The sequence below is a fragment of the Pseudomonas sp. PAMC 25886 genome (genome assembly GCF_000242655.1).
GTDB lineage: Bacteria > Pseudomonadota > Gammaproteobacteria > Pseudomonadales > Pseudomonadaceae > Aquipseudomonas.
In genome coordinates, this window is sequence record NZ_AHHC01000037.1 from 1 (window position 1) to 22,518 (window position 22,518).

Below are 22,518 nucleotides of genomic sequence, written 5' to 3' on the forward strand. Positions count from 1 at the left end.
TCAGCTTTGGCTTTCGCTTTGGCTTTTGATCTGGCTTCTACGACTCAAGCCGGCCTGTAGGCCGCTGTGCTGTAGATTTTGATCTTGATGGCTCTGACTGCCCCACTCAGCCCGAGGCCGAACGCAGGGATTGAGGAGCGGGTAAACCGGCAGGACGCCGGTTTAGCCGCGACGGGGCAGGGACGCCCCGTCGCGGCGGCCCGCGGAGCAATGCCGGAGTGAGGGAACACCGAGCCTAGGCGAGGTGCCGACAGGCGGGGCAGAGCCCTTTGCTTACTTTGGGGCTTTTCCAAAGTGAGCCGCTGTAAGAGCGGAACCCATAGCCGCCGTTACCGAAGAAACGGATATGTACACAACCCAGATCAAGCGTTCCCAGCCAACCTCAACCGCGCAGCCTGAGTAAAATCCAGCATCCGCTTAAGCGGTCTAACAGCCTGAGGAATCACCGAAGGCTCAACAAAAATCTCATTACTCCCCTCACGCAAACACTGCAGCGTGCGCTCAAGGGTATTCATCGCCATCCACGGGCAATGCGCACAACTGCGACACGCCGCCCCGTTCCCAGCCGTCGGCGCCTCGACAAAAACCTTGTCCGGACACAACTGCTGCATCTTGTAGAAGATCCCCCGGTCGGTCGCCACAATGAACGTCTTGTTCGGCAACCGCTGCGCCGCCGCAATCAACTGACTGGTAGACCCCACCGCATCCGCCAACTCAATCACCGACGTCGGCGACTCCGGGTGCACCAGGATCGCAGCGTCCGGGTACAGCGCCTTCATGTCCTCCAACTGCTTGGACTTGAACTCCTCGTGAACGATGCACGCACCGTCCCACAGCAGCATGTCCGCGCCGGTCTGACGCTGGATATAGGTGCCCAGATGCTTGTCCGGCCCCCAGATAATCGTCTCACCGTTATCCATCAGGCTTTCAACGATCTCCAGCGCACAACTGGAGGTCACCACCCAATCAGCCCGGGCTTTCACCGCCGCCGAGGTGTTGGCATACACCACCACCGTGCGCTCGGGATGCTGATCACAGAACGCCGAAAACTCATCCACCGGGCAACCAAGGTCCAGGGAGCACGTAGCTTCCAGGGTCGGCATCAGGATGCGTTTTTCCGGCGTGAGGATCTTCGCGGTCTCGCCCATGAAACGCACGCCAGCCACCAGCACAGTCTTGGCCGGATGCGCCGCGCCGAAGCGGGCCATTTCCAGGGAGTCGGAGACACAGCCACCGGTTTCTTCGGCCAAAGCCTGAATCACCGGGTCGCAGTAGAAGTGAGCCACCAGCACCGCGTCCTGAGCCTTGAGCTCGGCGGCGATGGCGGCACGGTAGCCCGCCTCTTCTTCGGCGCTCAGCACCGTGGGCTGCTTGGCGTCGAGGTGGGCTTGGACCAGAAGGCGTTCGGAAATTTGCGTCATGTTCGCAAGACCTGCAGGCGCAGTTGCGCGAAAGTCGAGTGTACCACCGGCTCTGGAGCCTTTCGGGCGCCGCCGGACGAAGTGATTGTGTTCATCAAGCACGGTGAAGCTGCGCAAGGCTACAGAATATCGAATGGATTCAAAAGCCTAATCTGGGATTCGGCGAAGCATAAAAAAGGGAAACCCACGCGGGGGTTTCCCTTTTTTACAACGTCCGGTTTAGCGCGGCAACGCGCCAGGATCGTCTTGCAGCAACACGCCCTGATGCAGGGTTGCCAGCGCTTCCTTCAGGATGGTTTCATCGGCGCCCTGGACCCTCTTGCCCTCTCGCGCCGCATATTCCAGCAATATCAGGTAGTCGCGACGGCTGCTGGCCTGGTTAGGCTCCAGAGTGTCCTTAACCAGTTTAGCCATCTCGTAGCGCTGGGTGCGGGTGTTCTGGCTGGCGCTTTGATCGACGGAGGCGTTGGTCAGGAAGCCATCCTTGTAGGTGATATTCGCCGCGCTGCTGGCCTTGTCGTCGACCTGCACATAGAGGTAGTTCTGCGACTCGCGGTGGGTGTCGAAAGCCGGCGGCTTCGCGCCATTGAGGTCCCGATGGAAGCTGGCTTTGAGGCTTGATTGCTGGACCTGATCGATCGTGCGATTGGAGATGTCACTGCCGCCCACACGGGTTTTCTGGGACAGCGTATAGGCAAACGTGTCGGTTTCCCCAAGGCGCGCCGGGTTGGGGGAGCTGGCCGTCTGGCGGATGGAGGCCTTGAAATCTGCCAAGCCAGTCAACAGGCCTTGATCCGCCGTATTCCGGGTCAGCGCCTGTGGCGCTTTGACGCCCTGCGGGTAGTTGCTGTTCATGGCGGTAAACGCATCCTTGAACATCGCCATCAGGTCCGCATCGGCTTTGCCCCGCGCCTGGGCCTTGTCGAACTGGGCCAGGTAGCTTTTCAGCGCGATTGCCTGCTGCTTGGCGCTGCCGAGGATGCCGGCGTTTTTCAGGTCCACCGAGAGGTTCACCTCTCCCGCCGGGCTTTTCATGCGAGTGGTACGGCTCTGGCTGTCCGCATGAAACGCGAGGGTGATGTCGTCAACAGCCCCCGCTTTCAATTTGCCGCTGAGGTCTACCGAGGACAACACACTGGAATCAAACTGCGTCAGCTTGCTCAGATCGAGTTTCGGCGGCTGGGCAGCCAGGCCGTCGATGGCGCCCTGGAAGGCTTCGCCCAACTTGGCGATTTCCTTGAGCTCGGCGGCGCTGAGGGTGCCGCCGTCCACCTTGGCCTGCGCGGCCAGGCCACCGGGCTGGCTGGCCAGGCTGAAGGTGACAGTCTTGCCGCTGGCGGTCTTGACGGTAAGGCTGACCCGGTTATCTGCTTCGCTGTGCAGCAGGGCCTGCTGAACCTTGAGTTCGGCCGGGCTTTGGATCTTGGACGACGCGGTGCCGAGCGCCGACTGCGAAATGTCCGTACCGCTCCTGGCGAATTGCGCGATCAGGGTAGCGCCCAAGCCGCTGAACCCGGTGGCTCTGGGCGTTGAGTCGATATTCGCGCCAATCGCCCGTGTAACGGCATCCTGGCTATCATTTTCCCAGACCGTGATCGGTTCATGGACGGCCAATTGGCCGTTTCGGGAATAGGTCTGGGCCTGGACATCAACCGCCACGTTACCGAGGCTGACCACCGAGGAGGGCCGCACGACCGTGGCGTCCCTTTCTGGCGTCAGCGTCGCTGGCGGCGTAACGGCCGGCCGATTGATAAGGGCAATGGCGGAGCTGATGGGCGAAAGCGTAGTCATGACGATCCCTGTCTTGAACTGGATTGCGCCTAATTTAGCCAAGACAGGGAGGGTTTAATAGCACGATTGATACAATTGCTAGCAAAGAGCCATGTCAGAAAAATGACTCTCCGCCCTCTTTCGGTGCATCAGAAGCGGTAAGTTACCGAACCGCCAAAGCCGTTGGCGCTGTTTTCATACTTGGCGTCGTAGGTCAGTGCCAACTGCGGATTATTGTCGCGGACCTTGATCGGTTCTTCCTTCAGGTAGGAGTAAGCGACGTCGAAGGTCAGGTTATCGACTGGCGTCCAGCCGGCACCCAGGCTGAATACCGTGCGATCGCCCGTAGGAATACGTACGGAACGGTCGGTGTTGTTGGTAGGGGTCTGATCCACCGAGAAGCCGGTCCGCAGCACCAATTGCTTGTTCAACTGGTACGACAGGCCGATGGCGTGAGACCAGGTGTCATGCCAGTGCTGTTCTTCGGTGATGGAGTTCAGGCCGGCCAGCTCGGTGGCGAGGTCGGAGACGCCACTGTTATTGATCGTGATCTTCTTCAACTGGCTCCAGCGGGTGTAGGTGCTGCCGACGTACAAGGTCCAGTCATCGTTGAGTTTATGGGTAACCGAGAAGTCCACGGACGACGGAGTGGTGACATCCAGCTTGGCGTCATACCGCTGCGGGCCGCCATCCAACAGGTTAGAGAGAACGCCTGAGGCGTTGGTGTTGCCCGACAGGTGATACACAACCTGCGAGTGGTAGGTCACACCGATGCGCGTGCTTTCAATCGGCTGCACCAGGATACCGGCGTTGAAACCGGTGGCGGTGTCGTCGCCCTTGACCTTCACGTTTTCAGTGCCCAGGCCAAATGCCGGGACCTTGGAATCCAGCTCGCCACTGATCCGGTTGAACGTTGGACCGAAGCCCACCGAAACCTTGTCGTTGAAGGCGTAGCTGACCGTTGGCTGGACCGTGATGACTTGAACCTTGCTTTTGTTACCAAAGCCATTGCCCTGGAAGCTGTGTTCATAGTCGGTCACCAGGCCGAACGGCGCGTAGATCCCCAGGCCGAACGCCCAGTGTTCATCAATCGGCGTCACCAGGTAGCCCATCGGTATGGCGATGCCGGGGACCATGTCGCCTTTGTTGGTGCCGGGGTTGTCCGCGCCACCTTGAGAGGAACTGGCGTCCTTGATGTTCGATTTGGCATCCAGGTAGGTCGCCCCGATGCTCACTTCATTGTGCTTGAGGCGAGACATGCCGGCCGGGTTGCCGAACACCGTGCTGGCGTCGTCGGCAGAGGAAGAACGCCCGGCGTAACCGGTGCCCATTGAACTGATGCTTTGTTCATTGAGGGCGAAACCACCGGCAAACAGGGAAGTGGAGGCAAGCGAAACCGACAGCGCCAAAGCGCTCTTGAAGAGTTTTTTATTCATTATTAGAACTCGAATTATTGGGCAGCACGTGGAAGCTACCAATCTTCGGGCGAGCGAATTATGAAGAGTTTTTCATGCTGAAAATTGTCCTACAATCCTTCTGATTTCAAAGACTTCGGCGGTTTTTACGGTACTTGTTCAGACCTTGAAACCCGAATGTGACTGATGGGTTTTAACGAAGGTGCAGCCTTGGGCCGCACCTTCACCGGCGTCAGCGCGTCCAGTATTTGTTGGCCGCTGCGATGGTCGCAAACTCAGTCGCCACCACCTGGCCGATGCTGATCAGCATCGCCGCATCGTTGGCGTACACATCGCGCAGCCGGTTGCGCACGGCTTCGTCGGGCTGCGTGGCCTTGATCACCAGGCGGGCCATCTTGATCGCCAGTTGGCGCCCTTCTTCAGGGGTCTCGGTTATCAGCGAGTTGTTCGGTATCAGGCTCATCAGGGTTTCCTCTTGTTATTGATCGCTTACTGCCGACGCCCGAAGGACACCGGGTAGGCGGCCGAACGTGCGTTGATCATCGGGTCTTGCGGCTCGATGCCTGCCGGGACGTTGTTGGGCAGGAACATCAGGCTTTTTTGTGCCGCCACGTTATCGGCGACGGCACGGGTGATTTCGACGGTGCCCAGTTCCACCACAGGCCGGCTGTTCGGCCAGGCAGTGGAGGGATCGTCCAGCTTGTCCCCGGGTTCGGCCACCTGAACCACCAACTTGAAACGTGCCGGGGCCTTGGCGAGGCGTTGCAGGATTTCTTCGCTCAGGTAGTCCGGTTTCGCCTTGGCTGCCTTTGCATCCGCCAGGTAATGGGCACCGCTGACCGGCAGGAACTGGTAGCGCCCGAACGTCACCTTGCCCGCGTCGTTGATGAACCTGAAGGTATTCACCCCATAGTAGGGCAGCGTGGCGAAACTTTCCGGCGCCGGCTTGGGTGCCGTCAGGAATGCCTTGGCCACGGGATGGCTGGCCAGGTAGCCGTCCAGCGGGGTTGGCTTGGGTGCGTCAGGACCACTGGTGCCGAGGGCGATCAGCAGGTCGCGAAAGTCATCGGCGGTGGGCGATGGGAAGCCGTTGAACGAGTGAGCGACGATGTCGGTGGAACCACCGCCGGGCAGCGCAAAGCGAATCGCCAGGCCACGCGGGCTGGCCAGGGCGTGGTTGTCGGGAATGTCCGGGATCCCGGCAAAGTTGGAAAAGCGCACCGTCACCGGCACTGCGCTCGCCTGCAAATGCACCGCCTTGCTGATGGAGGCCGCCGACGGGCTTGGGGTGAACTGGCCTTCCAGCACCACGCCCTTGGCGTGCACGGCGCGTGCACCCGCGTGTTGGCCAAACACGCCGTTAAGGGCGTCGACCAGTTGGGTTGGGGTGGCTGGCTGGGCCGGTGCCTCTTGTGCCGCGGCGCTGGCGATCAATGCCAGCGCAAAAGGCACTGCCAAGAGCACGTAAATGGTTTTTTTCATGGTGTGACCTGCAGGGTGGTGGGTGATCCCGGCGGATTCTAATCGACAAAAAACAATTACGACAATAACTTTTGTCATTATTGTTTTTGGTCCTGCATTCCAAACGGTTGAAGGTATACTCGGCCCTCAAACCAGCCAGCGAACCCAGCCTGCCGTGAGCACCAAAAGCGACATCCTCAACCTTCTGCAACGCGAGCCACTGACCGTGGTGCAGCTTTGCGAGCACCTCGCCGTCACCCGCAACGCGATCATCGTGCAGCTCAAGCAACTGGAATCCGAAGGCCTGGTACGCCGCAGCAAGGTCCGCCCACCGAATACCGTGGGCAAACCGCCGGTGGTGTTCGAGGCGGCGCCCGGCAGTGAAGATGTCACCTCCACGGCCTATCAGATTCTGTTGACTAACCTGCTCGCCGTGCTCAAGGACCGCTACGCCGCCGATGAGTTGGGCGATGTGTTGGAACAGACCGGCCGCCAATTGGCGCAAAGCGCCGGCCTGGCCAACCCGCGGGACTTCGACAGCGGTCTGCGCGCCGCCATGGCCGCAGCCGACTCCCTGGGCGCCAGCACCGAGGCAGTGGTTCAGGATGGCGGTGTGATGGTGCGCAACTTCACCTGCCCGGTGGGCAGCGTGGTGCGCGACGAACAATGTGTGTGCCGGGCCATGGCCGGGTTCTTTTCCGAAGCCACGGGTTTTCCCGCCAGCGAGCACTGCCTGCGAGAAGATCGGCTGATCTGTCAGTACTTCATCCAGCAAGGCGAAAGCCCCGCCGAATAAGCATCAGGTCTCGTCCGGCACATTGCCCATCTCCAGGGCCAGGTCCAGCCAGGCCCGTGCTGCCGGCGGCAAGTGCGCCTGTCGTCGCCAGGCCAGGGCGATGTGCCAATCGGTCTCGGGCTCGTCCAACTGAATCAGGGCAATGCCGGCGTGCAGGTGTTTGTAAGCCAGCATGCTCGGCAAAAACGCGACGCCCAGGCCTGCGGCAACCAGGTCGACGATAAAGTCGATCTGGGCGCTGCGGGCGGTGATGCGCGGGACTACGCCTCTGCGCTCGCAGGCGGTGAGAATAATCCGGTTAAGCGCAAACCCGGCTTCGAACAGTATGAAAGGTGAGTCGGCGAGGTCGGAAAAGTCGACGCTTTTACACCCGGCCAATGGATGGTCGATCGGCATGACCACCATCAGCGGTTCGACGCGCACATCCTGATATTCAAATTCGCCGGCCACCGGTACCAGCAAGGCCGCCAGGTCCACCTCACCCGCCTCCAGGCATTCGCCCAGCTTCTTGCTGCCGTGCTCGATCAGCTCGATCTCGATCTCTGGATAACGCTGCCGGTACAGGGCGAACATCGCCGCAAACAACACGCCACTGCCTACCGGCGGCAAACCGATGCGCAATACACCGCGCTTGAGCCCCAGCAAGTCATTGATCTCGGCCACCAGGTCACTGCGTTCGGCCAGCAACACCAAGGCGCGACGGTAGGCAATTTCGCCGGCAGCCGTCAGCTCGCTCTTGTGGCCGATGCGATTGAACAGCGGCGTGCCCAATTCATCTTCCAGGGTCTTCACTGCCTTACTGACGGTAGACTGGGTGAGCGAAACAACCTCGGCCGCCTGTGAGAAGCTGCCCTGGCGTACCACTTCGACAAAAGCCAGCAACGTGCGAAGGTTCATGAGTATTCCATTTACGACTTGATTCAAGTTGGAAAAGTTGTTTTTACCATGAAAGGCCTTTGTCTATCCTCACCCCACCGTTTTCTTCACTCGGGGCATCACTGTTCATGATCATTTCGTCCGCATCGGATTACCGCGAAGCCGCTCGCCGCAAACTGCCGCGTTTCCTGTTCGACTACATCGACGGCGGTGCCTACGCCGAACACACCCTGCGCGCCAACAGCTCGGACCTGTCGGATATCAGCCTGCGCCAGCGCATCCTGCGCAACGTCGAAAGCCTGAGCCTTGAAACCACCCTGTTCGACCAGCCGCTGGCGATGCCGGTGGTCCTCAGCCCAGTGGGGCTGACCGGCATGTTTGCCCGGCGCGGTGAAGTCCAGGCGGCAAAGGCGGCAGCGAACAAGGGCATTCCGTTTTGCCTGTCGACCGTTTCTGTGTGCCCGATTGAAGAAGTGGCGTCCCAGAGCCCGCAGTCCATCTGGTTTCAACTGTATGTTTTGAAAGACCGCGGCTTCATGAAAAACGCCCTGGAGCGGGCCCAGGCCGCCGGGGTGAAGAACCTCGTGTTCACCGTCGACATGCCCACCCCCGGCGCGCGTTATCGCGACGCCCATTCGGGGATGTCCGGCGCCTACGGGCCGCAACGCCAAATCCTGCAGGCCATGACCAAACCGGCCTGGGCCTTCGATGTCGGCCTGATGGGCCGCCCCCACGACCTGGGCAACATCTCCAAGTACCTGGGCAAGCCCACCCAGTTGAAGGACTACATCGGCTGGCTGGCCAACAACTTCGACCCTTCCATCAGCTGGAAAGACCTGGAGTGGATTCGCGAGTTCTGGAAAGGCCCGATGATCATCAAAGGCATCCTCGACCCGCAGGATGCCAAGGATGCGGTGAGCTTCGGAGCCGATGGCATCGTCGTCTCCAACCATGGCGGCCGGCAACTGGATGGTGTGCTGTCGACGGCCAAGGCGCTCGCACCTATCGCACAAGCCGTGGGCAGCGATCTGACGGTGTTGGTGGACTCCGGCGTACGCTCGGGGCTGGACGTGGTGCGCATGCTTGCCCTTGGGGCCAAAGGCGTGCTGCTGGGCCGTGCGCAGGCTTACGCGCTGGCCGCTGACGGGCAACGCGGGGTGGAGAACCTGCTGGATATCTTCGCCAAGGAAATGCGCGTGGCGATGACGCTGACCGGGGTGACGTCAATCGCGCAGATTGACGAATCGATCCTGGTGCGCAGCCACGGTTGATCGGTAGGAGGCCTCAAACTCTCTCTTTTGAGGCCTCCTACAGATATTTCTAAATGTTTCTTCATAAAGCCAAACCGTCATCAAACAGAAACATCCCGGGAATTAAATCGTCACGTCTTAGACAGGTGGACCCTTCCACTTACCCCCTTACTTTGAGGTGTCGTCGTGATGTTGCTGACCAAAAAGAGTCTGTCAGTGTTGTTCACTGCCCTGTGCCTGAGTGGTGTCGCTCACGCCACTGACGTCACGGGCGCAGGCTCCAGTTTCGTCTACCCGGTACTGTCCAAGTGGTCCCAGGAATACAGCAAAAGCGCCAGTGACCGGATCAACTACCAGTCCATCGGTTCCGGCGGCGGTATCGCCCAGATCAAGGCGGCAACCGTAGACTTCGGCGCCTCCGACGCGCCGTTGTCGGCGGATGAACTGAAGGCCGGCGGCCTGGGCCAATTCCCAAGCGTGATCGGCGGCATCGTGCCGGTGATGAACGTTGAAGGCGTTGCGGCTGGCCAGTTGAAACTCGATGGCGATGTTTTGGCGAAAATCTTCCTGGGCGACATCAAGGCCTGGAACGACCCGGCGATTGCCGCACTCAACCCTGGCCTGAAGCTGCCGGGCGCGAACATTACCGTGGTTCACCGCTCGGACGGCTCGGGCACCTCGTACAACTTCACCAACTACCTCGCCAAAGTCAGTGACAGCTGGAAGACCAAGATCGGTTTCGGCACCACCGTGCCGTGGCCAGTCGGTGTGGGCGGCAAGGGCAATGAAGGTGTTTCGGCCTACGTGAAGCAGATCAAGAACTCCATCGGCTTTGTTGAATACGCCTACGCCCTGCAGAACAAAATGACCTACGCCCAGTTGAAGAACGCGTCGGGCAAGTTTGTCGAGCCCAACGCCAAGGCCTTCCAGGCGGCTGCGGATACCGCCGACTGGGCCGACGCCAAAGACTTCAACCTGATCATGACCAACGCCCCGGGCGAGAACGCGTGGCCGATCACGGCGACCACCTGGATCATCATGTACAAGCAGCCGAAAAACGCCGAGCAAAGCCAGGCCGCTTTCAACTTCTTCAAATGGTCGCTGGAAAAAGGTCAGCAGCAGGCTGCGGCATTGGACTACGTAGCGCTGCCTGATTCCCTCGTGACCCGGATCGAAGGTTACTGGAAGTCTGACTTCGCCCACTGATCCGCCCTCCCATAGTCCCCTTGCCCGAGCCACTACGTGTTTGAGCAAGGGGATGAGCACATCTGATATGAACGAAACTGTCCAACCCCTGGCCATGACGACTCACGCGAGCGACGTATCGGGTGACAGCCGCGCCGCCCGCGATCAACGCAACGACCTGTGGTTCAAACGCTCAATGTTCGGCGCCGCCATGCTCGTCTTGCTGTTGCTGGCCAGCATTGCCGCCTCGACATTGTGGGGCGGTGGCCTGGCCTTCAAAACCTTCGGTTTCGGCTTTATCACCAGCACTGAGTGGGATGCGGTCAACAACCACTTTGGCGCCCTGGTGCCGATTTACGGCACGCTGGTCACCTCCTTCCTCGCGTTGCTGATTGCGGTGCCCGTGAGTTTTGGCATCGCGATTTTCCTGACCGAAGTGGCGCCGCCCTGGCTGAGAATGCCGGTGGCCTCTGCCGTTGAATTGCTCGCGGGCATCCCCTCGATCATCTATGGCATGTGGGGATTGTTTGTTTTCGGGCCCTTTATGGCCGAACACTTGTCGCCCTGGATCAACGATTACCTGGGTGCACTGCCGCTTATTGGCTCGCTGTTCCAGGGGCCGCCGCTGGGCATCGGGATGCTGACCGCCGGCATCGTACTGGCGATCATGATTACGCCGTTCATTACCTCGGTGATGCATGAAGTTTTTCGCAGCGTGCCGACTCAGTTGAAAGAGTCGGCCTACGCATTGGGGAGTACGACGTGGGAAGTGGTGTGGGACATCGTCCTGCCCTACACCCGCTCTGCTGTAGTCGGCGGGGTGTTCCTCGGCCTCGGTCGCGCCCTGGGGGAAACCATGGCGGTCACGTTCGTACTAGGTAACGCCCAACAGTTCTCGGCCTCATTGCTGATGCCCAGCAGCTCCATCGCGTCGGTCATCGCCAACGAATTCAGCGAGGCCTATACCGACCTGCACCGTTCGGCGCTGATTGCACTGGGCTTCCTGCTGTTCATCGTGACCTTTGTGGTGCTGGCACTGGCGCGGCTGATGCTGATGCGCCTGTCCCGCAAGGAGGGCCTATGAACAGCAACGAACGCCTGTACCGCAAGCGTGCCTTCAAGAACCGCGTGGCCATGCTGCTGAGCTGTGGCGCGACAGCCTTTGGCCTGCTTTGGCTCGCCTGGATCCTGCTGACCACCATCATCAACGGCTTTCAGGCGCTCAACCTGCGCCTGTTTACCGAGATGACACCGCCCCCCGGAACAGACGGCGGGCTGGCCAACGCCTTTTATGGCAGCGCGCTGATGTCGGGGATTGCCCTGCTGATCGGCACACCCATCGGGCTGATGGCGGGCATCTGGCTGGCGGAATTCGCACGCCACTCGCGCCTGGGGACTACGGTTCGTTTCATCAACGACATTCTGTTGTCCGCACCTTCCATCGTACTGGGCTTGTTCATCTACACCGGCGTGATCCTGCCACTGAACCTGCTGACCAATCACCAGGTGGGCTTTTCCGCGATTGCCGGTGCGTTGGCATTGGCCCTGCTGGTGATTCCGGTAGTGGTGAGGACGACGGACGAAATGCTTCAGCTGCAACCTTCCACCATGCGCGAGGCCGCGCTGGCCTTGGGCGTACCGCAATGGAAGCTGACGTTGCAGATTGTATTGAGAGCGGCGAAGGCCGGGGTGGTGACCGGCATCCTGCTGGCGCTGGCCCGGATTACCGGGGAAACCGCCCCGCTGCTGTTCACCGCCTTCGGCAACCAGTTCTGGAGCAGCAACCTGCTCAAGCCGATTGCCAGCGTGCCAGTGGTAATTTTCCAGTACGCCATGAGCCCCTTCGATGACTGGCACTCCCTGGCCTGGGCGGGCGCGCTGGTACTGACGATGTTCGTACTGGTGCTGAGCTTGCTGTCTCGCCTGATTCTTTTGCGCAATAGGTCCCACTGATGCAATCGACCCGCCTTGATCCTGAAAAAACCAAAATCCGTGTCCGTGGGTTGGAGTTTTTCTACAACAACCAACGCTCACTGAAATCCATCGACATCGATATTCCGGAAAAACGCATCACCGCGATCATCGGCCCCTCGGGCTGCGGAAAGTCGACCTTGCTGCGTGTGTTCAACCGCATCTACTCGATGTACCCGAAGCAGGAAGCGCGCGGTGAGGTGCTGCTGAACGGCGAAAACATCCTCGCCCCGGGCTACTCGATGAACCGCCTGCGCAGCCACGTCGGAATGGTCTTCCAAAAGCCCGTGCCTTTTCCGATGTCGATCTACGACAACATCGCCTATGCCGTACGCCACCATGAAAAACTGACACGTCGGGAAATGGATGACCGTGTCGAGCAGGCCCTGCGCGGTGGCGCCCTGTGGGACGAGGTGAAAGACAAACTCAAGCAAAGCGCCCAGAGCCTGTCAGGCGGGCAGCAACAGCGCCTGTGCATCGCACGCACCATTGCACTGCGGCCGCAGGTATTGCTGCTGGATGAGCCGACCTCGGCGCTCGATCCGATTTCCACCGGGCGCATCGAGCAATTGATCACTGAGCTGAAAGAGCACTACACAGTGATCATCGTGACCCACAACATGCAGCAGGCCGCCCGCGTGTCTGACAGCACGGCGTTCATGTTCATGGGCGAACTGATTGAGCATGGCAAGACGGACCAGATCTTTACTACGCCGAAGATGAAGCAGACCGAGGACTATATAACCGGGCGCTTTGGCTAGAGTTAACAAAAAGGCCGATCACTCTCTGCCCGAGAGTGACCGGCCTTTCGCTGGGCAAAAAAAAACCCGGAAATCCTCACTTGCGTGGGCCTTCCGGATTTTCTAAACCGCCAAAAATGGTGGGTCGTGTGGGATTCGAACCTACGACCAATTGGTTAAAAGCCAACTGCTCTACCAACTGAGCTAACGACCCGCTGTGTGGTGGCGCGTATAATACTGATTTCTAAGGATTATTCAACACCTTATTTGAAATAAATCAGAAATAACGCGTTGGGTCAGCAATTCCGGCCGCCTGGAAGCCTTCAGCACGCAGTCGGCAGCTGTCGCATTTCCCACAAGCGCGGCCGTCATTGTCCGCCTGATAGCAGGAAACAGTCAGCGAGTAATCAACGCCAAGTCCTACGCCAGTCTTCACGATATCGGCATTGCTGCGGTTCTGCAGCGGCGCCAGGATACGAAAGCCCTGCCCCTCTACGCCGGCCCTGGTCGCCAGGTTGGCCATGCGTTCGAACGACTCGACGTACTCGGGACGGCAGTCCGGGTAACCGGCATAGTCCAGGGCATTGACGCCGATGAAGATGTCGCGGGCATTGAGCACTTCGGCCCAGCCGAGGGCCAGGGACAGGAACACGGTGTTGCGCGCCGGCACGTACGTCACCGGGATGCCTTCGCTGGGGCCTTGCGGTACATCAATGGAGCTGTCGGTCAACGCCGAGCCGCCAATGCCGTCGAGGTTCAGGCCAATCACCTTGTGCTCCACCACGCCCAGGTCACGGGCGACGCGGGCGGCGGCGTCGAGTTCGGCGCGGTGGCGCTGGCCATAGTCGAAGCTCATGGTGTAGCAGCTGTAGCCTTCGGCACGGGCCATGGCGACCACGGTGGCGGAGTCGAGGCCGCCGGACAGCAGGATGACCGCACGCTTTTGATCCGTCATGTCAGCGCCCCGGCTCGTCGTTCCACAAGTACTTGTGCAGTTGCAGCTGCAGGCGCACCGGCAGATTGTCTGCGACGACCCAGTCGGCCAGGTCGCGGGCGTTCAGGTCATGGTGGCTTGGGGAAAACAGCACCTCGCCGGCGCGTCGGTCCAGGCCATACTGGATCAGCTTGGAGGTCGCCCAGTCGTAGTCTTCACGGGAACAGATGACGAACTTGACCTGATCGTTGGGCGTCAGCAGTTCGATGTTCTCGTAGCGGTTGCGGTGTGCTTCCTTGGAACCCGGGGTCTTCAGGTCGACGACCCGGCTGACGCGAGGGTCGACCGCAGCAATATCCAGGGCGCCGCTGGTTTCCAGGGACACCTCATAACCGGCATCACACAACTGCTTGAGCAAGGGAATGGCGTTAGGTTGCGCCAGTGGCTCGCCACCGGTGACGCAGACATAACGCGGCCGGTAACCGGCTACTTGCTCGAGAATGTCTTCAAGGGTACGCACGGTGCCGCCGCTGAAGGCGTAGGCGCTGTCGCAGTACTGGCAACGCAGCGGGCAACCGGTGAGGCGCACAAATACAGTGGGCAGCCCAGCAGTGCGCGTTTCACCCTGCAACGAGTAAAAAACTTCGGTGATACGTAATGTGTCTTGCATAGTCGCCACGGGCGTAACAGCTAAACAGGCTGTCCGCCTCCGTCAGGCACTTCAAGGAGTTCCGCCAACGCGTAAACCCCAAAAAGCGTGTTTCATAAAAGGGCGTGGATTCTAACGAAAAAACCCGCGCAGGGCGCGGGTTTCTTCTAAACGGGTTGCAACCGCTTACATGCGTTGCAGGTCCCGTTGGGCCAACTGCGCAGCGGAGGTACCCGGATACTGGGCCACCACCTGCTGCAGAATGCCTTTGACCTTGTCGGTATGACCCAGGCGGCGTTCTACGTCAGCGAGCTTGTACAGCGAATCCGGCACCTTGGCGTGCTTGGGGTACAGTTGGCTGACCTTGGCAAAGGCCTGACCTGCACCTTGCAGGTCGCCCTTGGCCAGGTTCACCTCACCCAACCAGTACTGGGCGTTGCCCGCGTACTGGCTGTTCGGGTATTTGCGCAGGAATGCGGTAAAAGCCTGGCTGGCTTTATCGAAATCCTTGGCTTTGATCAGGTCGAAGGCTGCGTCGTAATACAGCTTTTCCTTCGCCGGATCACCCGGTTCGCTGCTCGCGGCAGGGGCTTGGCTGGCAGCCGCGGCCCCTGCTGCTGCACCACCGACGGCGGCACTGGGCGCGCCACCGGCAGAAGAATTATCAGGAGTGGCGGCAGGTGTAACGCCGGCTCCAATGCGTCGATCAAGATCCTGGTATCGCTCCAGGCCTTCTTGCTTCAGCTGGTTCACTTGATTCTGCAGAACTTCAATCGTGCCTTGTTGCTGCGACAATTGATCCTGCATGCGTTGCAGCTGATTGAACAGCTCGCCCTGTGCCGAAGGCGCGGCCGTAGCCGCGCCCCCGGCATAGGCGCCGTTCGTGCCATAACCCGCTGGCGGATAGCTGCTCCCGCTATTGTTATAGCCAGAGTTGCTATCTTCCACAGGAACCGCAGCCCACACCGCAAGCGGTGCCAGGCTGAGAGCCAATACAGTTAGAGCACGACGGCACGTTCGCATGACGAATTACTTACGCAGTTCGACGCGACGGTTTTGAGCCCAGGACTGCTCGTCGTGGCCAGTAGCAACTGGACGCTCTTTACCGTAGGAAACGAGTTCCAGTTGGCCTGGAGCAACACCTTGCAGTACCAGGTAGCGCTGAACGGCTTTCGCACGACGCTCGCCCAGTGCCATGTTGTACTCACGAGTACCACGTTCGTCGGTGTTACCTTCCAGAACAACGCGAGCGCCGTTAGCTTTCAGGTCCTTCGCGTGAACGTCCAGAGCGCGCATGGCTTCTGGCTTCAGGTCCGAACTGTCGTATTCGAAGTAGAAAGTGGTGATAGCGCGCAGAGCAGCTTCTTCGCTCAGGGAGCCGTCAACTGCACCAGTGTTAGCGCCGTAACCAGCGTTTGGATCAACAGCTGCGCCTTCACCGGCATTGTCGCCGCCTTTAGACGAGCAACCAACGGCTACGGACAGAGCCAGAGCCAGAGCAGCAAACTTACCAAACTTCAGCATTTCCATCGTGAAACTCCTAATGAACCCCAGTGTGTTAAGTACTTCTTTTTGTAGCGCCGCGTCAGTTCAGGTAAGGGGACCAGGACGGTTCTCTGACTTCGCCTTGTGCGGTAGGAAGCGGGAGCCTTACGCGTCCATTAATGGACACGAGCATCAAGACTCCCCGGCCCTGCTGGCGGGTGGCGTAGATTACCATGGTGCCGTTGGGCGCAACAGTGGCTGACTCATCAAGGTTGGTATCTGTAAGGATTTTTACGGTTCCGCGCTGCAAATCCTGGGCCGCAACCCGGAAATTAGTGAAACCATCCTGACGGTGAATCATCACCAACGTCTTTTCATCAGCTGAAAGCTTGGGTGCAGCGTTGTAGTTACCAATAAAGGTCACACGTTCGGCGCCGCCGCCGTTGACGCTGGTTTTGTAGACTTGCGGCTTGCCGCCACGGTCGGAGGTGAAGTAGATGGTCGAACCATCCTTACCCCAGAACGGTTCGGTGTTGATGCCCGGGCCGCTGGTAACACGGCTAAGTTGGCGCGAGGCCATGTTCATCACGTAGATGTCCGGGTTGCCGTCCTTGGACAGCACGAACGCCAGGCGCGAACCATCCGGCGACCAGGCTGGCGCACCGTTCAGGCCTTCAAAGTTGGTGATCTGCTCACGGCGACCGGTATCGATGTGCTGAACGAAGATGCGTGGACGCTTCTGTTCAAAGGACACGTAGGCGATACGCTTGCCATCCGGTGCAAAGCGAGGCGACAGGATCGGCTCACGGGATTGCAGCAGCGTCACTGCGCGAGCGCCGTCATAGTCGGAACGCTGCAAAGTGTAACGAGTGTTGTCTACCGAAAAACGCTCGGCCGTTACATAAAGCAGGCGAGTCGAGAAGGCACCCTTGATTCCGGTCAGTTTTTCAAACGACTGGTCGGAGATGTAGTGCGCCATGTCCCGCAATTGATCCGTAGTACCCGATACGCTGCCGGTCAGCACTTGCTGCTCGGTCGCGACGTTGAACAACGCGTACTGGATCTGCAGGCGACCGCCGGCCGGCGTGATGCTGCCCACCATCAAGTACTGGGCGTTCAACGCTTTCCAGTCACGGAAGATGACTTCGCTGGCCTGGGTCGGCTGGCTGATCATGTTGCCTTTGTCGATTGGTGCGTAGTAACCGGAGTTACGCAGGTCATCACTGATGATCTGCGCCATGTCGTCCGGCAGCACGCTGCCGCCCTGCCAGCCAAACGGCACAACGGCGATCGGGGTGGCCCGATCGCTACCGCTGGTGACCAGGATGTTCTTTTCATCCGCCGCCGCTATCCCTGCCATGCAGCAAATAACGACAAGCATTCCTCGAAGAAGGTTTCTCACAAGGCTAGATCCTCAGGTGTGAATGTCATCTTGAATGAACGGTAGGGAGCGAAGTCGCTTGGTTTCATTCCCTGCATCTCGGTCAACCGGCCAATGTTCTTGACCGCTGCTACCGCCGAACTGTCGAACGAGCCGTCGCCACTGGACTTGGCCACGCTGACCGAAGTCACCGTACCGTCCGGCAACATGCCGATCTGCAGCACTACTGTCATGCCTTTACGTGCCGAAGGAGGACGGGTCCACCCTTCTGCTGCCCGTGAACGAATCAGGTCATCGAAACTGCCCGCGACTTCATCACCACGTTCATCGGCCAAGGCCTGCTGGCGCTGCGGCGTGTCGGAAAGCAAATCGGCCAAGGCCTGGGCCTTTTTGTCTTCGGTCGATTTACGTGCTGCTTCCTGGGCCTTTTTCTTGGAGGCATCGGCGGCAGCTTTCTTCTTCGCATCGTCGGCGACTTTCTTCTTCGCCTCGTCAGCTTCAGCTTTCTTCTTGGCGTCGTCCGCGGCTTTCTTCTTCGCGTCTTCGACAATCTTTTTCTTCGCGTCTTCAGCGGCCTTTTTCTTGGCCTCTTCTTCGGCAGCTTTCTTGGCTTCTTCTTCAGATTTCTTCTTGGCTATATCAGCCAATTGTTTCTCTTCGGCCTTTTTGGCTTCGGCAGCTTTATCGGCTTTCTTGGCTTCATCAGCCTTTTGCGCCTCTTCAGCTTTCTTCGCCTCGTCAGCCTTTTTCGATTCCTCGGCCTTTTGAGCCGCCTCTTCTTTCTTTTGTTCCGCAGCAGCCTTCACCGCTTCCTGCTCGACCTTCTTCTGTTCCATCTGCTCGACTTCAGTCTGGCGCGCAGCCGACTTCTGGGCCTCACCCGCAATCTTCTGATTGGTCTGGGTGGTGGCCTGGCTTTTCGATTTCAGCTGATACAGGGTCGCCTGCACGATCGGCTTGGCTGGCGGCAGGTCCGGGGTCATGGCAAAGCTGACGAACAGCATGCCAAACACCAGGACGTGCAGGGCAATTGCCCAGACGCTAGGCCAGAAGTAGCTTTCCGAGGCGGACGGCTCTCGCTGTTGGTGCATCAGGGCGCCTCGGTAATCAAGCCAACATTACCGACTCCGGCCTTCTGCAGCCCGCCCATGGCGCCCATGACGGAGCCGTAGTCGACGACCTTGTCGCCGCGAATGAACACCTGGGTGTGCTTGCCACCTTCGTTGCCGGCGCGAATGATCTTGGTCACGGCATCAGTCATCTGCGGCAAGGTCATGGCCTTGTCCTGCTGTTTCTGAGTGTCGACTTCGCTGCCAAGGTTCCAGTAATAGGTCTTGTCAGCCTTGATCGAAATGGTCAGGACCTGGGTGTTGTTGTCCTGCGGCAAGGCTTCGCTGGAAACCTTGGGCAGATCAACCTTCACGCCCTGATTGAGCATCGGCGCGGTCACCATGAAGATAACCAGCAGCACCAGCATCACGTCGATGTAAGGCACTACGTTCATCTCGGCGACCGGCTTGCGCTTTTTGCGAGCTCGAGCGATTAAAGCCATTGGGAATTACCTGCTTATTCTTCGCTGGTGTGCACTTTACGGTGCAGGATCGCCTGGAATTCATCGGCGAAGGTGTAGTAACGGCTGATCAAGGTTTCGCCGCGAGCAGCAAAACGGTTGTAGGCGATTACTGCGGGAATAGCTGCGAACAGGCCGATGGCGGTGGCGATCAGCGCTTCGGCGATACCCGGGGCCACGGTGGCCAGGGTCGCTTGCTGGGCCTGGGCCAGGCCGCGGAAGGAGTTCATGATGCCCCATACGGTACCGAACAGGCCGATGTACGGGCTCACGGAGCCTACGGTGGCGAGGAACGGCAAGCTTTGCTCAAGCTTTTCTTCTTCGCGGGAAATCGCGACGCGCATGGCACGGGCCACGCCTTCCATGACCGCTTCCGGGTCAACGCCTGGCTGCTGGCGCAGACGGGAGAATTCCTTGAAGCCGGCGCGGAAGATTTGTTCTACGCCCGAATCCGGGTCCGGGTTGCTGCCGGCCTGGCGGTACAGTTTGGACAGGTCGATACCCGACCAGAAGCGCTCTTCGAAGCTCTCCAGGGCACGTCGACCGGCACGCAGCAGGTTGCTGCGCTGAAAAATCATGACCCAAGAGGTAACCGATGCGGCTACCAGGACCAGCATCACCAGTTGAACCACGACACTGGCATTGCTGACCAGGCTCCACATGGAGGAATGGTCGACGACGGTAGGTTCCACGCTAAATCTCCTGCTCTGAATGTTTACCCGCGCCGCTCACGCCGGCAAAGGCCGCGCGTAGAGTTTCGGGAATGGCCCGGGGTTTCAAACTATTGGTGCGAACACAGGCCACCAGGAACTGCCCCTCACAGAGCAGCGTTGCATCCGTAGCCCGCCTGACCTGCTGTTTAAAGCGCAGGCTGGCACGGTTCAATTCGGTTATTTCTGCGCTGACCAGCAGTTCGTCGTCCAGTCGCGCCGGCGCGTAGTAACGCGCCTCGCTGGAATGCACGACAAACAACAGGTCCTCCCCTGCCAGCTGGGATTGGGCAAAGCCCAGCTCCCGTAGCCGCTCGGTTCGAGCCCGCTCCATGAACTTTAGGTAATTGACGTAATAAACGATGCCGCCAGCATCGGTGTCCTCGTAATAAACGCGACAGCGATGTGCGAACGACTGATCCCCGTTTTGCGCGCGCATACTCTAGTGCTTACTCCTCAGGTTGCCAATCCGGCCAGGCAACTGTTTTTCATTCTGTGGCACATTTCTAACGAAAGAATGACGACGCCAGCCACTAGGACAGCACAAACGCCGAATAAATCGAATCGCCAAGCCTTTTTTAATCGTCTACTGCATCGAGGAATTCGTCTACTACGGGCATCTCGCCCAATCGTGACGGAATGTTTAACCCAAAGTGCAGATAGGCATGCCGGGTGACCACCCGCCCCCGCGGCGTACGCATGATGTAGCCCTGCTGGATCAGGTAAGGCTCCAGTACATCCTCAATCGTGTGCCGCTCTTCGCTGATGGCCGCAGCGAGGCTGTCCACCCCCACCGGCCCACCGTCGAACTTCTCGATCATGGTCAATAGCAGGCGCCGGTCCTGGTGGTCAAAGCCATGCTCGTCCACATCCAGCAGGTTCAGCGCCAGGTCTGCCACGGGCTTGGTGATATGGCCCTTGGCACGCACTTCGGCGAAGTCGCGCACACGGCGCAGCAAACGGTTGGCGATCCGCGGCGTGCCACGGGCGCGGCGGGCGATTTCAAACGCACCTTCCGGGTCCAGGGGCAAGCCGAGGATGTTCGCCGAACGACTGACGATGGTGGCCAGATCCGCCGTGCTATAGAACTCTAGACGTTGAACAATCCCGAAACGGTCTCGCAGCGGGTTGGTCAGCATCCCCGCACGGGTGGTGGCACCCACCAGCGTAAACGGTGGCAGGTCGAGCTTGATCGAGCGGGCCGCCGGACCCTCACCAATCATGATGTCCAGCTGGAAATCTTCCATCGCCGGGTACAGCACTTCCTCGACGATGGGCGAAAGCCGGTGAATCTCGTCGATAAACAGTACGTCGTGGGGTTCCAGGTTGGTCAGCAGCGCCGCCAGGTCGCCCGGGCGCTCCAGCACAGGGCCGGAGGTGGACTTGATCGACACGCCCATTTCCTGGGCGATGATGTTGGCCAGGGTGGTCTTGCCCAGCCCCGGCGGACCGAAGATCAACGTGTGATCCAGTGATTCGCTGCGCCCGCGCGCGGCCTGGATGAACAACTCCATCTGCTCGCGCACGGTGGGCTGGCCGATGTATTCGGCAAGGCTCAGGGGACGAATCGCCCGGTCCTGGATTTCTTCACGATCACGCGGGCCGGTGGCCGCGATCAGACGATCAGCTTCAATCACTTAAATCATTCCCTTCAGGGCGCGGCGGATCATGTCTTCGCTGCTCAGGTTCTTGTCCTTGATGGCCGACACGGCCTTGCTCGCCTCCTGCGGCTTGTAGCCCAGGGAAATCAGCGCGCTGACTGCATCGCTTTCGGCGCTGGCCACCGGTACACCTGGCGCGTCCGGCTGATTAGGCACCAGGGCGAACATGCTCGGTACGACTTCCCAGGCCTTGAAGCGGTCCTTGAGTTCTACCAGCAAACGCTCGGCGGTTTTCTTGCCGACGCCCGGGACCTTGGTCAACGCGGACGTATCCTGCGCCGACACACACCGTACCAATTCATCGACCTCCAGGCTCGACATCAGCGCCAGCGCCAGCTTCGGCCCCACGCCATTGAGGCGGATCAGTTCGCGGAAGAAATCCCGGTCACGCTTGCCAATGAAACCATAGAGCAATTGTGCGTCTTCGCGCACCACCAGGTGGGTGTGCAGGGTCAGCGGCTCACCGACCGACGGTAGGCGGTAGAGGGTGGTCATGGGCACTTCCAGCTCATAGCCCAGCCCGTTTACATCCAGAATCAGGTGCGGCGGCTGTTTCTCAGCCAGGGTGCCGCGCAAGCGTCCAATCACGTTCGAATCCTTAAGAGTCGGCTCAGATCAAGGCCTGACCGGTAATAACGCGGGCATGCCGGCCGACAGCACAGGCCGTTCACGCACCCCACGCAGAATGATTGCGCTGATGCTATCAGAGACGCAGCCGGCCGCCACGACTGCGTGCCGTACCCAAACCGTGCGGCATCAGGCTGGAACGGGTATGGGCATGGCAAATGGCAATGGCCAGGGCGTCGGAGGCATCGATTTGCGGCTTGGCGGTGAGCTTGAGCATGTGCATGACCATCATCATCACTTGCTCCTTATTGGCCGCACCGGTACCGACCACGGCTTGCTTGACCTGCGTCGCGGTGTACTCGGCGATCTCCATGCCCTCCTCGGCACTGGCAACGATGGCCGCACCGCGTGCCTGGCCGAGCTTCAGGGCCGAGTCGGCGTTTTTTGCCATGAACACCTTTTCAATGCCCATGGTCACCGGGCCGTAGGTCTGGATCACTTCACGTACGCCGCGATAAACGATCTGCAAGCGCTCGGCCAACTCGCCGGCGCCGGTACGGATACAGCCCGACGCCACGTACACGCAGCCTCGCGGGGTCTGTTGCACCACGCCAAAGCCGGTGATTCGCGAACCGGGGTCGATACCTAGGATTAGAGTCATAACGCCTGCGAGATG

General features: G+C 59.6%; 24 protein-coding genes and 1 tRNA gene. 6 read left to right on the forward strand and 19 right to left on the reverse strand.

The genetic code is table 11. The features are described from left to right. Nucleotides 1-362 precede the first annotated feature (362 nt). From nadA to MUM_RS0111805, 5 genes are all read right to left on the reverse strand, one after another. Complete coding sequence (nadA, locus tag MUM_RS0111780; protein ID WP_010169923.1) at nucleotides 363-1,421, reverse strand: quinolinate synthase NadA; 1,059 nt, start codon at nucleotides 1,419-1,421, stop codon at nucleotides 363-365. Between the two features lie 219 nt (nucleotides 1,422-1,640). Next, entirely contained in the window at nucleotides 1,641-3,212 is a 1,572-nt protein-coding gene (locus MUM_RS0111785; protein WP_238535530.1) for a lactate dehydrogenase, read from the reverse strand. A 128-nt stretch (nucleotides 3,213-3,340) separates the two neighbouring features. Continuing rightward, nucleotides 3,341-4,627 (reverse strand): OmpP1/FadL family transporter, encoded by a 1,287-nt coding sequence (locus MUM_RS0111795; RefSeq protein WP_010169927.1) that lies wholly within the window; start codon nucleotides 4,625-4,627, stop codon nucleotides 3,341-3,343. A gap of 211 nt (nucleotides 4,628-4,838) precedes the next feature. Further along, nucleotides 4,839-5,069: a hexameric tyrosine-coordinated heme protein gene (locus MUM_RS0111800; RefSeq protein ID WP_010169928.1), complete on the reverse strand. Its 231-nt coding sequence runs from the start codon at nucleotides 5,067-5,069 to the stop codon at nucleotides 4,839-4,841. A 26-nt stretch (nucleotides 5,070-5,095) separates the two neighbouring features. After that, nucleotides 5,096-6,088 carry a catalase family peroxidase gene (locus MUM_RS0111805; protein ID WP_010169929.1) on the reverse strand — a complete coding sequence of 331 codons (993 nt, stop codon included), beginning with the start codon at nucleotides 6,086-6,088 and terminating at the stop codon, nucleotides 5,096-5,098. A 154-nt stretch (nucleotides 6,089-6,242) separates the two neighbouring features. Between MUM_RS0111805 and MUM_RS0111810 the strand changes: the two genes are divergently transcribed. Continuing rightward, on the forward strand, nucleotides 6,243-6,863 hold the full coding sequence (locus tag MUM_RS0111810) for a helix-turn-helix transcriptional regulator (protein ID WP_010169930.1): 621 nt from the start codon (nucleotides 6,243-6,245) through the stop codon (nucleotides 6,861-6,863). A 3-nt stretch (nucleotides 6,864-6,866) separates the two neighbouring features. Here the strand turns inward: MUM_RS0111810 and MUM_RS0111815 are convergent, their stop codons facing one another. Further along, entirely contained in the window at nucleotides 6,867-7,760 is an 894-nt protein-coding gene (locus MUM_RS0111815) for a LysR family transcriptional regulator (protein WP_010169931.1), read from the reverse strand. A gap of 107 nt (nucleotides 7,761-7,867) precedes the next feature. Between MUM_RS0111815 and lldD the strand changes: the two genes are divergently transcribed. The 5 genes from lldD to pstB all read left to right on the forward strand — a co-directional run bounded on the left by lldD (nucleotide 7,868) and on the right by pstB (nucleotide 12,906). After that, nucleotides 7,868-9,010, forward strand: a complete 1,143-nt coding sequence (gene lldD, locus MUM_RS0111820) for an FMN-dependent L-lactate dehydrogenase LldD (RefSeq protein WP_010169934.1) — start codon at nucleotides 7,868-7,870, stop codon at nucleotides 9,008-9,010. Nucleotides 9,011-9,178: 168 nt separating this feature from the next. After that, a complete protein-coding gene (gene pstS, locus MUM_RS0111825) occupies nucleotides 9,179-10,195 on the forward strand; it encodes a phosphate ABC transporter substrate-binding protein PstS (RefSeq protein WP_010169936.1) in 1,017 nt (338 codons plus the stop codon). Between the two features lie 67 nt (nucleotides 10,196-10,262). Then, nucleotides 10,263-11,258 carry a phosphate ABC transporter permease subunit PstC gene (pstC, locus tag MUM_RS0111830; protein WP_010169938.1) on the forward strand — a complete coding sequence of 332 codons (996 nt, stop codon included), beginning with the start codon at nucleotides 10,263-10,265 and terminating at the stop codon, nucleotides 11,256-11,258. After that, nucleotides 11,255-12,127: a phosphate ABC transporter permease PstA gene (gene pstA / locus MUM_RS0111835; protein ID WP_010169939.1), complete on the forward strand. Its 873-nt coding sequence runs from the start codon at nucleotides 11,255-11,257 to the stop codon at nucleotides 12,125-12,127. The genes pstC and pstA overlap by 4 nt, the downstream gene beginning before the upstream one ends. Continuing rightward, complete coding sequence (gene pstB, locus MUM_RS0111840) at nucleotides 12,127-12,906, forward strand: phosphate ABC transporter ATP-binding protein PstB (protein ID WP_010169941.1); 780 nt, start codon at nucleotides 12,127-12,129, stop codon at nucleotides 12,904-12,906. The genes pstA and pstB overlap by 1 nt, the downstream gene beginning before the upstream one ends. Nucleotides 12,907-13,023: 117 nt before the next feature. Here pstB and MUM_RS0111845 read toward each other — a convergent pair. From MUM_RS0111845 to ruvC, 13 genes are all read right to left on the reverse strand, one after another. Next, nucleotides 13,024-13,099: transfer RNA gene (locus MUM_RS0111845), tRNA-Lys, on the reverse strand. 63 nt (nucleotides 13,100-13,162) lie between these two features. Then, nucleotides 13,163-13,840 (reverse strand): 7-cyano-7-deazaguanine synthase QueC, encoded by a 678-nt coding sequence (gene queC, locus MUM_RS0111850; protein ID WP_010169943.1) that lies wholly within the window; start codon nucleotides 13,838-13,840, stop codon nucleotides 13,163-13,165. Between the two features lies 1 nt (nucleotide 13,841). Continuing rightward, nucleotides 13,842-14,489: a 7-carboxy-7-deazaguanine synthase QueE gene (gene queE / locus MUM_RS0111855; RefSeq protein WP_010169945.1), complete on the reverse strand. Its 648-nt coding sequence runs from the start codon at nucleotides 14,487-14,489 to the stop codon at nucleotides 13,842-13,844. 165 nt (nucleotides 14,490-14,654) lie between these two features. Then, nucleotides 14,655-15,491, reverse strand: coding sequence for a tol-pal system protein YbgF (ybgF, locus tag MUM_RS0111860; protein WP_029615857.1), 837 nt, complete (start codon nucleotides 15,489-15,491; stop codon nucleotides 14,655-14,657). 6 nt (nucleotides 15,492-15,497) lie between these two features. Continuing rightward, nucleotides 15,498-15,998, reverse strand: coding sequence for a peptidoglycan-associated lipoprotein Pal (pal, locus tag MUM_RS0111865; protein WP_003209827.1), 501 nt, complete (start codon nucleotides 15,996-15,998; stop codon nucleotides 15,498-15,500). Nucleotides 15,999-16,053: 55 nt separating this feature from the next. Continuing rightward, nucleotides 16,054-17,334 carry a Tol-Pal system beta propeller repeat protein TolB gene (gene tolB, locus MUM_RS0111870; RefSeq protein ID WP_032881902.1) on the reverse strand — a complete coding sequence of 427 codons (1,281 nt, stop codon included), beginning with the start codon at nucleotides 17,332-17,334 and terminating at the stop codon, nucleotides 16,054-16,056. Nucleotides 17,335-17,351: 17 nt separating this feature from the next. Next, the gene (tolA, locus tag MUM_RS0111875) at nucleotides 17,352-18,425 is read right to left on the reverse strand and encodes a cell envelope integrity protein TolA (protein WP_010169949.1); all 1,074 of its coding nucleotides are present in this window, start codon (nucleotides 18,423-18,425) and stop codon (nucleotides 17,352-17,354) included. After that, the gene (gene tolR, locus MUM_RS0111880) at nucleotides 18,425-18,877 is read right to left on the reverse strand and encodes a protein TolR (protein ID WP_161635741.1); all 453 of its coding nucleotides are present in this window, start codon (nucleotides 18,875-18,877) and stop codon (nucleotides 18,425-18,427) included. The genes tolA and tolR overlap by 1 nt, the downstream gene beginning before the upstream one ends. Nucleotides 18,878-18,900: 23 nt before the next feature. After that, entirely contained in the window at nucleotides 18,901-19,596 is a 696-nt protein-coding gene (gene tolQ, locus MUM_RS0111885) for a protein TolQ (RefSeq protein WP_003209819.1), read from the reverse strand. Nucleotide 19,597: 1 nt separating this feature from the next. Further along, a complete protein-coding gene (gene ybgC / locus MUM_RS0111890; RefSeq protein ID WP_010169950.1) occupies nucleotides 19,598-20,053 on the reverse strand; it encodes a tol-pal system-associated acyl-CoA thioesterase in 456 nt (151 codons plus the stop codon). Between the two features lie 139 nt (nucleotides 20,054-20,192). Continuing rightward, complete coding sequence (gene ruvB / locus MUM_RS0111895; protein ID WP_010169951.1) at nucleotides 20,193-21,251, reverse strand: Holliday junction branch migration DNA helicase RuvB; 1,059 nt, start codon at nucleotides 21,249-21,251, stop codon at nucleotides 20,193-20,195. Beyond that, the gene (ruvA, locus tag MUM_RS0111900; RefSeq protein WP_010169952.1) at nucleotides 21,252-21,863 is read right to left on the reverse strand and encodes a Holliday junction branch migration protein RuvA; all 612 of its coding nucleotides are present in this window, start codon (nucleotides 21,861-21,863) and stop codon (nucleotides 21,252-21,254) included. 115 nt (nucleotides 21,864-21,978) lie between these two features. Continuing rightward, complete coding sequence (ruvC, locus tag MUM_RS0111905; RefSeq protein ID WP_010169953.1) at nucleotides 21,979-22,503, reverse strand: crossover junction endodeoxyribonuclease RuvC; 525 nt, start codon at nucleotides 22,501-22,503, stop codon at nucleotides 21,979-21,981. Nucleotides 22,504-22,518 lie beyond the last annotated feature (15 nt).